This window comes from Sediminibacterium goheungense (assembly GCF_004361915.1).
Taxonomy (GTDB): Bacteria; Bacteroidota; Bacteroidia; order Chitinophagales; family Chitinophagaceae; genus Sediminibacterium; species Sediminibacterium goheungense.
Genome location: NZ_SNWP01000011.1, coordinates 619,475 through 633,535, shown reverse-complemented (window position 1 = coordinate 633,535; position 14,061 = coordinate 619,475). Strand labels below are relative to the sequence as shown.

Sequence of the window (14,061 nt, the reverse complement as noted above, 5' to 3'; positions counted from 1 at the left end):
ACTACTGACTACTGACTACTCACTACTCACCATTCACCATTCACCATTCCAAAAATCTTGGTTTGCGCCAAGATTTTAAACAGCTGGCTGTTGCAGCTTTGCTATAACAAAAATAAAATACAATGCCGACCTATCCATCAAGCAAACTCTTAATTGAGTTACAGGAACAGACAGAATCATTTTTAAACAAAGCCATCAGCGAATGGCAGATGATCAGACATAGCCAGTTTGGCTATAAAACAGCCCCGGAGAAATGGAGTGCTACGCAATGCCTTGAGCACCTGAACAGTTATGGACGTTTTTACCTGCCTGAAATAGAAAAAGCTATTAAAAAAGCCAAAGAAAAGGGATACGGACCTGCTACACATTTTAAAGCTGGCTGGCTGGGCAATTATTTTACCAAATTGATGATGCCGGGTAATGATGGTACGGTTACCAAAAAAATGTCATCCCCTAAAGATCATTATCCGCAAAGTAATACAGACAGCTATAAAGTGATTGCTGAATTTATTGAACAGCAGGAACGACTCTTAAACTTACTGGAAGCTGCCCAGGACGTTGACCTGAATAAGGCAAGTTGTGCCATCTCTATTTCAAAACTGGTGAAGCTGAAACTGGGAGATACTTTGCTGTTTTTTATAGCACATCATTACAGACATATACTTCAGGCCGAAAGAGCACTACAGGCAGCGAATGCAGTAAGTACAACAAGAGTGATCGATTTTGATCTGAAGAAACTTGCGAGATAACATATAGCGTATGGCTTATGGGTAATAGCCTATAGCGTATATTAAACTATCTACTTTAAATTATATACTATTGGCCATTAGCTATAGTCTATCAGCTTATTGTATATATTGAACTATCTGCCATAAACCATATGCTATAGGCCATAGGCTATAAGCCATTAGCTATTGCCCCCTGTAAATATCAAGTAATCCATCTGGTAATACCACGTGGATTACTTTTTTTTCATGGTCTATTCCATCCAGGGTTTCTTCATGTAAGGGTATCAATGCTTCGTTACCATCGAGGGTGAGTCTTAATAATACCTGGTGTGGCTGTTCAATTACTTCTTCTACAGGACCGAGGTTTTCATCTTCATCTGTAATAACGGTATACCCCAATAAAGATATAGGTGATGTTTTACCTGCCAGTTTTCGAAAATCCGCATCTTTTAACCATACATTTCTGGTACTGATTCTTGCGGCCGATTCTTTGGTATCAATACCTTCCAGTTTCACATACATTTCATCGTGATCCTTTGCTTTAGAGCTTTCAATAAAATAAGGCAGGTAAGATCCTTTTTGTTCTTCCACAAACAAAACCTTCACATCTTTAAAGGCCGTTTTTTTGCCCAATGCATGTTGCACGATTACTTCTCCCTTTAATCCAAAACTTGCTACAATACGACCAATGTGAATGTATGATTCCATTGGGCAAAAATAAGATAGGAATTTGAGGATGTCAGATGGCAGATCTCAGATTTATACTATAAATACAAACAAATCTGAGATCTGCCATCTGATATCAAAAAGAAAGCCCCGATATTGCTATCGGGGCCTCTTTGGAGTATGTTGAACGCAACGTTATTAAGCTTCAGTAGATCCTTCAGCAGGAGCAGCTTCTTCAGCTTTGGTTTCCACCTTTTTTACAACAGGTGTGTACGCTCTTTTTGCACGCTGGTTTTTTCTGTGCTCTTCATTACGGCGGGTAATATTTGCTTCGTGCTCATTGTGCCATGCCTGGAATTTGGTCATAGCGGTAGCATCATCAAACAAACCCAGTTTCACACCTCTTAAAAGGTGCTTCAGGTACAACACTCCCTTGAAAGAGAGAATTCTGCGAACTGTATCGGTGGGTTGAGCACCTTTATTCAGCCACTCCAGTGCTTTTTGACGGTCTAACTGGATAGTTGCTGGAACAGTCAGCGGATTGTAAGTTCCGATCTTCTGGATGAACTTACCATCCCTTGGAGCACGGCCATCGGCCACTACGATGAAGTAGAAAGGGCGTTTTTTACTGCCGTGTCTCTGTAATCTCATTTTTACTGCCATGTTAAATAGAAATTTATAGGCGTTAAGAAATAGGGTGAATCAGGCGGCAAAAATAAGTGTTTACACGTATATATCCAAAGCCTGTTCTTATATAAAAGTTAAGATAGTGTTACCGTATCAAAACCGCTGTACCCTTCCATACTTTAGCTATCCCGGAAGCTGTGATATAAGAAAAAGTCCATACATAAGCCCCCTGAGGCTGTTCCAGACCCTTGTAACGACCATTCCAGCCTTTCCCGGGCTCCCGGGTCTCAAAAACAACCTGCCCAGACCGGTTATACACCTTGAAAATGAAATTATTAATGACAGATCCGGCGGTGGGGCGCAATTCATCATTTTTACCATCCGCATTGGGGGTAAATGCGGTGGGAACATACACAGTATCACAAATAACACCGGGTGTATTCTGGGTGGTTACGGTAACCTGTGCTGAGTCTATCAGACAATTGTTCCCATTGCTGATCTGTACCATATAGGTACCTGCAGGTATTCCCTGGGCCTGCTGACCTGCCTGAAATGAGCGTTGGTTAATACGATAAAAATAAGGTGCTTCCGTACCGCTTACATTTACGGTTACTTTACCTGCACCCTGCCAGCAATCCGCAGGTATGGTATTGAATTGAACATTTACCGGCTTGGCTACATAAGGAGGAATGGTAGCCGATCCGCTAAAAATACAGCCTTGCGCATCTTTAACTGCCACAGGATAATTACCGGGTGCCAGTTGCTGGTAACTGGTATTGGTAGTGTAAGCTGAATTATTAAAGCTATAGGTATAAGGTGCTACCGTACCTGTAAGATTAATTTGAAGGGATCCGTTTGCTTTGGTACCGCAATCAGGCCCATTGGCGATATAAGTAACTGTTGGTGCAACGGTACTTTTTAAGGGCACGATCACCGTAGTATCATAAATACAAGAGGTAGTAATGATTTGTAACTGATAAGTTCCTGACACCAGATTGCTAAACTGATTCGAATTTTGAACAGCACCTCCATTAATTCTGGCGCCCTGTACATTGGTATTTGCTGCATAGTTAATCACGATCGAGCCATCTGCGTTTGTACAATTGGCGCTGGTTATATTTAACGAGTTTACAGGTATGGGGGGCTGAAAAGTACCTACTGTAAAATTTGTATCCAGCACACAACCATTGGTCTCAATTACTTTTAAGGATTTACTACCTGCACCAAGATTATTAAATATGTTACCTGCTACATATGCTGCATTATCCAGCGAAAAGCGCATACCGGTATGATTGCTCAGGTTACTGATGCTTACAGAACCTTTCAAAGCACCACAGGTATCGGGAACGGTTGCCATGCTTACCTTGAGCCTGTCTACATAAGATACTATAGCAAATGTATCTTTTAAACATCCGTCTGAACTGGTAACCCGAATCGGATAGTTGCCTGTGGGCAGGTTAGTAAACACAGCAGACTCTGTTGCAGGATTGTTATTGTAAGAAAAAAAGAGTTTGGAAGATGCTGATGCACTGGTTGCCGCAACGGTTATCTCACCAAGGCCGGCATTGGCACATTCCGGTTTCACTGCAATATTATTGATATTGATCCCTTTTAATTCTCCGCTTTCTGTGATACTTGCAGCATCAAATACCTGAAATGGCACAGTACAAAAAACACCTACTAATCTTTTATTTACCATATCCAACTCAACGATATCGCTTCCTGTACCAAATAAACTATTGGAAGTAACATACACTTTGTTCTCATTACAGCCGTTGGAAATATTCATGATGCCGTAAATATTATATCCAGGCGTTTCCATATACACTTTACTATCGCCAGGAGAAGTAATGTTCACTTCCACAAGACAGAAATTACGGTTAGGTCCATTATTATCTGCAGCCATGAGTAATTTGTCACCATAAAAAATCAGGTCACCGGCGGCATTAAAAGGCATGACTCCCAGTAATTCTGCATTTGTCCAGCCATTCGGAAGCCTGAATAATATATTACCAGACACCCAGTACAGTGTGCCATTTTTATCGGTAGTCATGGCATTTGCTCCTGTTGTTCTGACACTCATTAGTTTGCAGAGAGCCGGATTTTGTAAATCTGTTTCATATAAGTCTCCGGCTCCTGTATTGTAGTACAATTTGTTCTTGTATTGGGCCACGGAAAAACCTCTGACATTGAGATTGCAGATGTTTGTTTTTTCAGTAGTTCTACAGACACCATTTACAATATCAAAATCATAAAATTTGCCATCAGATGCTACCAATATGGCACTTTGCCCATTTACCTGATAATGGCTTAGGAATACACTGAGTAAGAAAGATATAAAAACCAGTAGCCGCATACGAATCATAGTCTGGTTATGACACTACCCAAAGGAAGAATGTTGTATGGGCCGTATAATTTATCGACGCATACCCGGGAACCTGCCACCCATGGGCATATTGTTCATCATCTTCATCATCTGCTTCATCTGTTCAAACTGTTTCATAAAGGCATTCACTTCCGCAATATCTTTTCCACTGCCTTTTGCAATCCTGTTTTTTCTGGATGGTGTTAGTGCATCCGGATTGGCTCTTTCATGAGGTGTCATAGAGCTGATGATGGCCTCGATACCTTTAAATGCATCATCATTAATATCTACATCTTTTATTGCTTTACCTACCCCGGGTATCATACCCATCAGGTCTTTCAGGTTACCCATTTTTTTGATCTGCTGTAACTGATCAAGAAAATCCTGAAAATCGAACTGGTTCTTACGGATTTTTTTCTCCAGTTTTTTGGCCTGCACTTCATCATATTGGGCCTGTGCTTTTTCTACCAACGTAGTAATATCACCCATACCCAGAATCCGCTGCGCCATCCTTTCAGGATAAAACACATCGAGCGTATCCAGTTTCTCACCACTGCTCACAAACTTAATCGGTTTATTCACCGTGTATTTGATCGATAAAGCAGCACCACCTCTTGTATCTCCATCCAGCTTGGTTAATACTACACCGGAAAAATCAAGTCTGTCATTAAATGCCTTTGCCGTATTCACTGCATCCTGACCCGTCATGGAGTCAACCACAAATAAGATCTCAGTTGGGTTTACCGCCGCTTTAATATCTGCCACTTCCTTCATCATCACTTCATCTACTGCCAAACGACCTGCCGTATCGATGATGACTACATTTTTATTCTTTGTTTTCGCTTCTTTTATGGCATTCAGGGCAATCGCTACAGCATCTTTATTTTCACGTTCACTGTAAATATCCACGCCTACCTGCTCTGCCAATACGGTTAACTGGTCAATCGCCGCGGGTCTGTAGATATCTGCAGCCACCACCAATGGCGACTTCCCCTTTTTTGTTTTCAGGTAACTGGCCAGTTTACCGGTAAAAGTGGTTTTACCACTTCCCTGCAAACCTGCTATCAGTATCACCGCCGGATTACCGGTAACATTGAATGCAGCTTCTGTTCCACCCATCAGTTCCGTGAGTTCATCCTGCACAATCTTTACCATCAACTGGCCGGGACTGATGGCATTGATTACTTTTTCACCAACGGCTTTGTCTTTTACTTTATCGGTAAACTCTTTGGCTATTTTAAAGTTTACATCCGCATCAATCAATGCACGACGGATATCTTTAACTGTATTCGCAATATTGAGGTCATTAATACGCGACTCACCCTTGAGGTTTTTAAACGCTGACTCTAATCTTTCTGAGAGATTCTGGAACATATTTCACGATTTCTGGACTTACACCCATTAAAAAAGTGAACCAATCTGAGGTTCACTTTATGCGTTGCAAATATAGTACGGATTTGGTTATCCCAGATACACTTTCAAGTGCTTGCACCTGCTGGTACTTCTTAGCTTGGTAATGGCTTTATCCTTAATCTGCCGTACCCTTTCACGGGTAAGGTTAAAACGTTCCCCAATATCCTCCAGGCTTAGTGGATTATCGACTCCAATGCCGAAGAAAAAACAAAGCACGTCTTTTTGTCTTTCCGTAAGCGTTTTCAGGCTTCTTTCAATTTCCAGCCGGAGTGATTCGTCGTGTACCAGGTGTTCGTCGGTTTTATCAGCATTGGGATTTTCCATCACATCCATCAGTGTGCCGTCTTCCCCGTCTGACAGGGGTGTATCCATACTCACATGGCGGAAGCCCACACTCATGGTGGCGGCTACTTCTTCAATGCTCAATTCGAGTAAATCGGCCAGTTCCTGTGCAGTAGGTTCACGTTCATACTCCTGTTCCAGTAACTGATAGGCTTTGCTGATGCGGTTGGTAAGTCCTACTTTATTTAAAGGTAGCCTTACAATACGGCTTTGTTCAGCCAGGGCCTGTAATATGCTTTGTCTGATCCACCATACCGCATAGGAAATAAATTTAAAACCTCTTGTTTCATCAAAACGTAAAGCGGCTTTGATCAATCCCAAATTTCCTTCATTAATCAGGTCAGGTAAGGTAAGCCCCTGGTTCTGGTATTGTTTGGCTACAGAAACCACAAAGCGGAGATTCGATTTTACCAGTCTATCAAGTGCACGCTGATCTCCCTGCCTTATTCGCATAGCCAGTTGTACCTCTTCTTCCGGACTGATCAGGTCTACTTTTCCAATTTCCTGCAGGTATTTCTCAAGACTCTGCGATTCACGATTGGTAATCGACTTAGTGATTTTGAGTTGACGCATACTCATGTGGAAACAGTTTTGGTTGTATGTTAGGGTTATCAGATAAAACTGAGATAAGGATATCTCTCCTGTGCTGGCGTCTGTTCCTGTCTTCACAGCAATTTAAGCATTTTTCATATTTTATCAAAAAAAACATTCGCCACAACTTGCTGAAAAACAGTCACTTATAAACCATCCACGCATTTATAAAAAAAACACCATTCAAAAACCCGGTAGTTCACCAAAAAAACATTTGGAGGGTATAGATTATTTAATATTATTGCAGCCTTACGATTGATGGTAGTTAAAAGATAGTAATGAGCAAAAAGCAGTTATTTACGTTAGAGTTTCCAGTGAGATGTTCCCCAGCCATTCTTTTTGAATTTCTGGCCACACCGGCAGGTCTTCAGGAGTGGTTTGCAGATAAAGTTGATGAATGGGAAGGTGTATACAGTTTTTCATGGAGTGGTGGTGCACCCGATAAAGCATCTATTCTTGACTCAGAACAGGACAAATTCATTCGTTTTCATTGGTTACACACTGAAAAAAATGAATACTTTGAATTCCGGATTGAAAAAACCGAAATTTCCAATCAGACCATTCTGGTAATTAAAGATTTCGCAGAAAAAAATGAGATCAAGGATCAGAGTCAGTTATGGGAATACCAGGTGAAAGAATTATTTCACCGTTTAGGTGCCTGAGTCTGCTGCAGCATACTTAACAAGGAAATCATATTTGTTTCCAGTAACGGAAATATATTATCCCACTGCTCCAGTGGGATTTTTTTTGCCAGCTTGATAAAGCTTCTTTCTTCTGTCCAATAAGAAGCATCGATATTACCTGTTTTAACATAGGCATCCCCATCCAATTCATGTACCCATGGGTCTGTTCCAACGGAAAGATACCAGTTTTCCTGTCCTTCATTACGGTTTACAAATGCCTCTAATTCCTCCCGGCAGTTATCGAGATAAGCACCTGCCAGTTGAAGTGTGACGCTCCAGTAATTACCCCACCAGAAAAAACAACGGATGGCACAGGTATCTGTTTTGGTAAATAAGCGCGGGTAATCGAGCATGAGCCAGGGCAGTTCCTGATACTGTTCGCCCCTAGCTATTTTGGGGCTGAGTACGAAAGCAGTTGTTTGATCCAATGCCCATTTCTGCACCTGTTCACGTATGGTTTCACTAAGTGCGCCCAACAAAGCCTCCATTTTCTGTAACACCGCATTCTTTGTTAAAATAAAGCGGGTATCCATCATCAATAATCTTTCCTCTGCTGAAAGTGTTAGTTTTGTGGGTAACATGTATTAAAGATAGTGAGTAGTGAGTAGTGAGCAGTGAGTAAAAAAATCTCACTACTCACTACTCACTACTCACTACTCACCTATCCCATGCTCAAAAAACTCGACATACTTATCATTCGTTCTTTTATCGGGCCTTTTCTGGCAGCTTTTGCCATTTCATTATTTGTACTCACCATGCAGTTTTTTTGGTTGTACATTGATGATCTTGTGGGTAAGGGACTTGATTTCTTTACCGTAATGAAACTGGTAGGGCTCGTAATGTTATTCTGGGTACCTATGGCATTGCCATTGGCTTTGTTATTTTCCTCCATCATGACTTTTGGAAACCTGGGCGAAAGTTTTGAACTCGTAGCCATTAAAGCTTCCGGTATACCCCTGCTTAGGTTTATGCGCCCCCTTTTTGTAATTACTATTTTTCTGAGCGGACTCGCCTTTCTTTTTTCTAACAACATCATACCGGTAACACAACTTAAACTGGCTTCTTTAAAATATGATATCATTGTTTCCAAACCAGCGATTGATATCAAAGAAGGTGTTTTTTATGATAAACTCGATGGCTATGTAATTAAACTGGGCAAAAAAGAAAAAAATGATAGTGTCATTCATGATATCGTTTTATTTGAAAAAAACTATGGTCTGCAAGACAATATGCTGATGGCCCAATCGGGTATCATGCGTATTACGCCCGACAAAAAATTTCTTGAGTTCATCTTAAAAAATGGCTGGCGCTTTGAAGAAAGAGGCTCCAGAGGCACTACCAATACTGAATTTATCAGACTGGGTTTCAAAGAGTATAAAAAAGTATTTGATCTGAAAAGTTTTCAGATGAATAAATCCGGTGATAGCGCATTCTACGATCCGAAAATGCTGAGCTTACGACAGCTCAACTCAGCCATTGATTCACTGGAACATATAGACAGTTTTTATACCAGAAAAGCCAGAACAGAAATTACACCTTATGTAAGATTTGCACGCTACGCAAAAGATACTGGTTGGATTAAAGTAGATACAGCTTTACTCAAAACTGCAAAAACCTTTGATGCCCTCCTACCCGATTCGCTTCGTGAAAGTATTATTGATGGTTCGCTGGGTCAGTTAAACAGCATTAAGGGTAATATGAGTTTTCTGGCTTCTGATTATGAAGAAAAATATAAGTCTCTTCAGTTACATGAAATTGAATGGCACAGAAAATTCACGCTTTCGGTAGCCTGTATTGTTTTATTTCTGATCGGAGCACCATTGGGTTCTATTATCCGCAAAGGTGGATTGGGAACACCGTTGGTATTTGCCATTATCTTTTTCGTATTATTCCACCTGTTCAACACATTTGGTGAGAAATTTGTCAAATCAGGTCAGGCTTCTCCTATGGAAGGCATGTGGTTATCTACCATTGTATTGATACCCATTGGTGCTTTTCTCACTTTTAAAGCCATGCGCGACTCTCAATTATTCAATCAGGAGTTTTATTACAGAACTTTTACACGATTACATAAGATTTGGAATAATTTTAGGAAAGAAAAAGACCATAGGCTATAGCCTATATTCATTACTTATAAAACCACATCACATGAGCCAATCATCTTCACGCCGTAATTTTATAAAAACAACGGGCAAAGCAGGCCTTGCTGTGGGTTTGGCAGCCACGGCACCTTCAATCCTAACCGCAGGTGTTACAGCTGGCAATGAATTTCAGCAACAAGCACTCCCATACACCTATAATGCTTTGGAACCAGCTATTGATGCACTTACCATGGAGATTCACTATAGCAAACATGCTGCGGCATATGCAAAAAGCCTGGGTGAAGCCTGCGCTGCAGAAGGCGTAAATACTTCTTCTTCGACACTGGTGTCCGTACTAAGGAACATATCAAAATATTCAACGAAAATGCGTAACAACGCAGGAGGACATTTTAATCATGAAATGTTCTGGCAAACCATGAAGCCCGGCGGATCGGCAACGCCTTCCGGACAACTGGGTAATGCTATTATCCAATCTTTTGGTTCATTGGAAGCTTTTAAAGCCCAGTTTGCCGATGCTGCGAAAGCCCGTTTCGGAAGCGGATGGGCATGGTTAATAGTGAATAGTGATAATGCACTTGCCATCGTATCAACAGCCAATCAGGATATTCCTTTGATGGATATCAGTGAAACCTGGGGTACGCCTTTACTCGGACTTGATGTTTGGGAACATGCTTATTACCTGAAATACCAGAACAGAAGACCGGATTATATCAATAGCTGGTGGAATGTTGTTAACTGGGACGTAGTAGCAGCAAGAATGAAGAAATAAGATCTGAAAGATTACTAAAAGAAAATACAATGAAAGTTACAACCAAATGGGTGCAGACACTGGCATTCGATGTTACAGCTGATACGGGTCAGACCGTACGCATTGATACAACTGTTGAAAATGGCGGATCGGGTAGCGGTATGAATCCTAAAAAAATGCTGCTGGGTTCTCTGAGCGGTTGCAGTGGTATAGATGTGGTTGAAATACTCAATAAAATGAAAGTCCCTTTCACCAAACTTGAAATTGAAGCATCTGCTGAACAAACAGATGATCACCCCAAAGTTTTCAAATTTATAGACATGGTATATCGATGCGATATAGCAGCCGACAATATCGATAAACTCACCAGAGCAGTCAGCCTTTCCCACGAAAAATACTGCGGTATTTCCGCCATGCTCGGGAAACATTGTCCAATTAACTATAAAGTAGAATTGATATAAAAGAAAAAGGTCTTGTTATTATGACAAGACCTTTTTCTTTTATATCAATTATCCGGCATTAGTGTTTACCGCATGAACAGGTTTCTGTTTCGATAGCTGTTTCTGTTGCCCATGGAAAACTAAATGCTGCTGCATTTTTTATCTGTTCCCAATAAAATTTACTACGTGGCTTATTGGTATTGCCGATTTCATTCATGGAATCAGCATCATACAACCTTCCATTAACCATTGTATATTTTACAGACTCTGTATTACGGATATTCTCAAGTGGATTTTTATCCAGTACAATTAAATCAGCTAGTTTGCCGGTTTCCAAAGAACCAATCCATTTGTCTAAACCTAAACTTTGTGCCGGGTTAATAGTGGCAGTTTTCAATGCCTGCAGATTACCCATTCCGCCCTGCTGCATCATCCATATCTCCCAATGTACCCCAATACCCTGTATTTGTCCGTGAGCTCCGATGTTTACAGGAACGCCATTATCATTGAGCTTCTTTGCACTTTCTGAAGTTAAGATATGTCCGTTTTTATATTCCTCTTCCGGGAGCATGGTTCTATGCCGGCTGCGTGTATCTATCACAGTACGGGGTGTAAAACGAAGCAATCTTTCTTTTTCCCATACATTGGTATGTTGGTACCAGTAATATTCACCACTCACCCCTGCATAATTCACAATCAGTGTAGGCGTATAAGCGGTTTTGGATGCTTTCCACAGATTGATGACATCATTATACAAAGGTGCAACGGGAATATTATGCTCAATGGTTGTATGTCCATCCATTACCATCGTCATATTATGAAAGAAGAAAGATCCTCCTTCCGGTACTACTTCCATTCCCAATTCTCTTGCTGCCTGAATAATCATTTGCCTTTGCTCCCGACGAGGCTGATTGTAACTTTTTACCGAGAAAGCACCAAATGCCTTTGTTCTTCTTAGTGCGCTTCGTGCATCATCAATTGAATTAATAACAGCTTTCATATCACCATCTGCACCATATAAAATTGTACCCGTAGAAAATACCCTGGGTCCGGTCATAACACCCGCTTTCACCATTTCACTTTGTGCAAAAACCATTTCGCTATTTGCCGATGGATCATGCATAGCAGTTACTCCGTAAGCCATATTGGTATAATAAGGCCAGTGCTTTTGCGGCGACATACCCGAACGGAAATGACTTCCATGCGCATGCGCATCAATAAAACCCGGCATAATGGTCTTCCCTTTACAATCAATTAATTTAGCGCCTGAAGGAATTTTTACACTCTTTCCTATCTGAGTAATGATATTATTTTCTACCAGAATGGTTCCACCGGTAATAACTTCATCACCTTTCATCGTTATAATGGTAGCATTGGTAAAAGCAATCATACCAGAAGGTTTATCGACAGGAAGTGTCACCTGAATATCAATACCTTTTTCAGGCACTTTAAAATCAGCTTCTGATTTATTAGTGATAAAGCCGAACCTATCTTGTAAGGGTATCGTAAAATACTGATTACCCAATGTATAATTCAGTTTTTTACTATCGGCCGACCAATGCAGGTTAATACCGGCATCTCTTGACACAATACGAACAGGAAAATCTTTGGTATTTGCACCAATATCAACTGTTTTACCAGTGATAGGGAATGCTGCGATATAGACTTCGTGCAAATCTATAAATGATATCCATTGATCATCGGGCGATACGGTAAACTGACTTCCATAAGTACTTCGCAAATGAATCCGTTCATCATTACCAGATAAATCACAGCTCGCAAATTGCCTGTTCATACCGCCGCCCAATACATAATAAATGCGGGTGCCGTTGCCATTAAATCTGGGTTGCTCGCCACGCTGGGTCACTAATTTTTCTCCTGATGATCCATCAGCCTGCATCATAAATGTACCTGTTAAGGCTGTAAAAGCCGGCCCCAGGGCATCGCTACCACTCTCCTTCCTGAAAACAATCCATTTACCATCAGGAGAAAAAGAGGGTTGCCTGTAAATCCCTTTCGCAGTCGTTATTTTTTTAGCATTACCGCCATTCATACCCATACTGTATATGGCTCCGCTATTTTCATCATTCCAGGTTGTGTACACGATGGCTTTACCATCTGGGGAAAAAGAGGGCTCATACTCAAAATCAATTCCTGTAGTTACGCGTGAAGCTTTACCATTGGGTAGTTCTTTTTTCCATAAATAACCTGCCGCATTAAATACCAGCCATTTCCCATCCGGAGAAGTAACTGCATGACGGATAACATTTACATCAAAACTTTCCGGATTCAGATTTTGTTGAAAGCGAACCGCTTCAACTATTTTCTGTTTCACATTTACTGTAAATGGAATATTCACAGATTTATTGATTCCATTAATATCAATCCGTATAATCTTACCTCTGCTCCATATTACAATCTCCTTGTCATCAGGCATCCAGTTAAATCCTGTATACAAACCAAATACCGACCAGGCTTCCTGCTGATCTTTTGATAAATCGTCGAATACAGGCCACTCTTCGCCTGTTTCCAGTTTTCGCAGGTATAAAACTGTTTTTGTTCTTACTCTTTTTACAAATGCCAGTGTTTTACCATCATGAGACAGTTGCGGACGAACGGCGCCACCCGGACCTCCGGTAATATTATCAATACGGCCACTTTCTCTGTCGAGCCTCCGGATAACGAAGATTTGATTATTCGGGTCTTTGTTATACTGGAATTGGCCGCCTGGATACATATCCTCACTGAAATACACATATCGTCCATCTGGAGATACCACTGGTTCATTTACATCCTGTTGATCATTTTTACGAACCGTTAACTGTAATCCGCCCCCACCACTAATATGATACATCCACATTTCTCCTGCACCCAATGAACGAGTAGAAGTAAAATGTTTCCGTGCCACAATGTATTCACCTCCCGGCATCCATGCTGCATTGTTCAATAAACGAAATGTCTCCTTTGTAATCTGTATGGGATTGCTGCCATCACGTTGCATTACCCAAATATTATCTCCCCCGCCTGCATCTGAAGTATACAAAATTTTTGTGCCGTCTGGGCTATACCTTGGCTGCACTTCAAATGCATGACCACCTCGAAGTAATTTGGCCGTACCGCCTGTAACAGGCATTGAATAAATATCGCCAAGTAAATCAAAAACAATCTCCTTTCCATCTGGTGAAACATCCAGATTCATCCATGTTCCTTCACTCACAGGAAAACTGATTTCTTTGGTGGGTCCCGGCGGGTTGTTAACATCCCATTTAGGGGCAGATTTCTCTTGGGCCTGAAGTATTACTGTACTCAGGAGAGCAACAGATACACATATGGCTTTAAGCATAGTTAGTGGTTTA

12 protein-coding genes are annotated in these 14,061 nt (G+C 41.0%); 5 read left to right on the top strand and 7 right to left on the bottom strand.

Translation table 11 applies throughout. From position 1 onward, the window contains the following. Nucleotides 1-122: 122 nt before the first annotated feature. Nucleotides 123-749 carry a DinB family protein gene (locus BC659_RS10455; RefSeq protein ID WP_133474702.1) on the top strand — a complete coding sequence of 209 codons (627 nt, stop codon included), beginning with the start codon at nt 123-125 and terminating at the stop codon, nt 747-749. Nucleotides 750-911: 162 nt separating this feature from the next. Here the strand turns inward: BC659_RS10455 and rimM are convergent, their stop codons facing one another. From rimM to BC659_RS10430, 5 genes are all read right to left on the bottom strand, one after another. Continuing rightward, the gene (gene rimM / locus BC659_RS10450; RefSeq protein WP_133474701.1) at nt 912-1,436 is read right to left on the bottom strand and encodes a ribosome maturation factor RimM; all 525 of its coding nucleotides are present in this window, start codon (nt 1,434-1,436) and stop codon (nt 912-914) included. Nucleotides 1,437-1,592: 156 nt separating this feature from the next. Next, the gene (rpsP, locus tag BC659_RS17090; RefSeq protein ID WP_133474700.1) at nt 1,593-2,057 is read right to left on the bottom strand and encodes a 30S ribosomal protein S16; all 465 of its coding nucleotides are present in this window, start codon (nt 2,055-2,057) and stop codon (nt 1,593-1,595) included. 109 nt (nt 2,058-2,166) lie between these two features. Then, nucleotides 2,167-4,386: a T9SS type B sorting domain-containing protein gene (locus BC659_RS10440; protein ID WP_133474699.1), complete on the bottom strand. Its 2,220-nt coding sequence runs from the start codon at nt 4,384-4,386 to the stop codon at nt 2,167-2,169. A 51-nt stretch (nt 4,387-4,437) separates the two neighbouring features. Beyond that, the gene (gene ffh, locus BC659_RS10435; protein ID WP_133474698.1) at nt 4,438-5,760 is read right to left on the bottom strand and encodes a signal recognition particle protein; all 1,323 of its coding nucleotides are present in this window, start codon (nt 5,758-5,760) and stop codon (nt 4,438-4,440) included. A gap of 87 nt (nt 5,761-5,847) precedes the next feature. Continuing rightward, nucleotides 5,848-6,720 carry a sigma-70 family RNA polymerase sigma factor gene (locus tag BC659_RS10430; RefSeq protein WP_211340764.1) on the bottom strand — a complete coding sequence of 291 codons (873 nt, stop codon included), beginning with the start codon at nt 6,718-6,720 and terminating at the stop codon, nt 5,848-5,850. A gap of 290 nt (nt 6,721-7,010) precedes the next feature. Here BC659_RS10430 and BC659_RS10425 point away from each other — a divergent pair, with 290 nt between their 5' ends. After that, nucleotides 7,011-7,394, top strand: coding sequence for an START-like domain-containing protein (locus BC659_RS10425; protein ID WP_133474697.1), 384 nt, complete (start codon nt 7,011-7,013; stop codon nt 7,392-7,394). Here BC659_RS10425 and BC659_RS10420 read toward each other — a convergent pair. Continuing rightward, a complete protein-coding gene (locus tag BC659_RS10420) occupies nt 7,376-7,996 on the bottom strand; it encodes a hypothetical protein (protein ID WP_133474696.1) in 621 nt (206 codons plus the stop codon). The genes BC659_RS10425 and BC659_RS10420 overlap by 19 nt on opposite strands. A gap of 33 nt (nt 7,997-8,029) precedes the next feature. Between BC659_RS10420 and BC659_RS10415 the strand changes: the two genes are divergently transcribed. Genes BC659_RS10415 through BC659_RS10405 form a run of 3 tightly spaced genes read left to right on the top strand, consistent with a single transcriptional unit; the run spans nt 8,030 to nt 10,726 of the window. Further along, on the top strand, nt 8,030-9,532 hold the full coding sequence (locus BC659_RS10415; RefSeq protein ID WP_246027121.1) for an LptF/LptG family permease: 1,503 nt from the start codon (nt 8,030-8,032) through the stop codon (nt 9,530-9,532). Between the two features lie 31 nt (nt 9,533-9,563). Continuing rightward, nucleotides 9,564-10,286: a superoxide dismutase gene (locus tag BC659_RS10410; protein ID WP_133474695.1), complete on the top strand. Its 723-nt coding sequence runs from the start codon at nt 9,564-9,566 to the stop codon at nt 10,284-10,286. Nucleotides 10,287-10,315: 29 nt separating this feature from the next. Beyond that, complete coding sequence (locus BC659_RS10405; protein WP_133474694.1) at nt 10,316-10,726, top strand: OsmC family protein; 411 nt, start codon at nt 10,316-10,318, stop codon at nt 10,724-10,726. Nucleotides 10,727-10,784: 58 nt separating this feature from the next. Here the strand turns inward: BC659_RS10405 and BC659_RS10400 are convergent, their stop codons facing one another. After that, the gene (locus BC659_RS10400) at nt 10,785-14,048 is read right to left on the bottom strand and encodes an amidohydrolase family protein (protein ID WP_133474693.1); all 3,264 of its coding nucleotides are present in this window, start codon (nt 14,046-14,048) and stop codon (nt 10,785-10,787) included. Nucleotides 14,049-14,061: the final 13 nt, after the last annotated feature.

Bases quoted from the DNA above. Each gene is read 5' to 3' on its own strand.
- BC659_RS10455 (WP_133474702.1), top strand. From the start codon at position 123: ATGCCGACCTATCCATCAAGCAAACTCTTAATTGAGTTACAGGAACAG.
- BC659_RS10420 (WP_133474696.1), bottom strand. From the start codon at position 7,996: ATGTTACCCACAAAACTAACACTTTCAGCAGAGGAAAGATTATTGATG.
- BC659_RS10400 (WP_133474693.1), bottom strand. From the start codon at position 14,048: ATGCTTAAAGCCATATGTGTATCTGTTGCTCTCCTGAGTACAGTAATA.
- BC659_RS10440 (WP_133474699.1), bottom strand. From the start codon at position 4,386: ATGATTCGTATGCGGCTACTGGTTTTTATATCTTTCTTACTCAGTGTA.
- rpsP (WP_133474700.1), bottom strand. From the start codon at position 2,057: ATGGCAGTAAAAATGAGATTACAGAGACACGGCAGTAAAAAACGCCCT.
- rimM (WP_133474701.1), bottom strand. From the start codon at position 1,436: ATGGAATCATACATTCACATTGGTCGTATTGTAGCAAGTTTTGGATTA.
- BC659_RS10430 (WP_211340764.1), bottom strand. From the start codon at position 6,720: ATGAGTATGCGTCAACTCAAAATCACTAAGTCGATTACCAATCGTGAA.
- BC659_RS10425 (WP_133474697.1), top strand. From the start codon at position 7,011: ATGAGCAAAAAGCAGTTATTTACGTTAGAGTTTCCAGTGAGATGTTCC.
- BC659_RS10410 (WP_133474695.1), top strand. From the start codon at position 9,564: ATGAGCCAATCATCTTCACGCCGTAATTTTATAAAAACAACGGGCAAA.
- BC659_RS10405 (WP_133474694.1), top strand. From the start codon at position 10,316: ATGAAAGTTACAACCAAATGGGTGCAGACACTGGCATTCGATGTTACA.
- ffh (WP_133474698.1), bottom strand. From the start codon at position 5,760: ATGTTCCAGAATCTCTCAGAAAGATTAGAGTCAGCGTTTAAAAACCTC.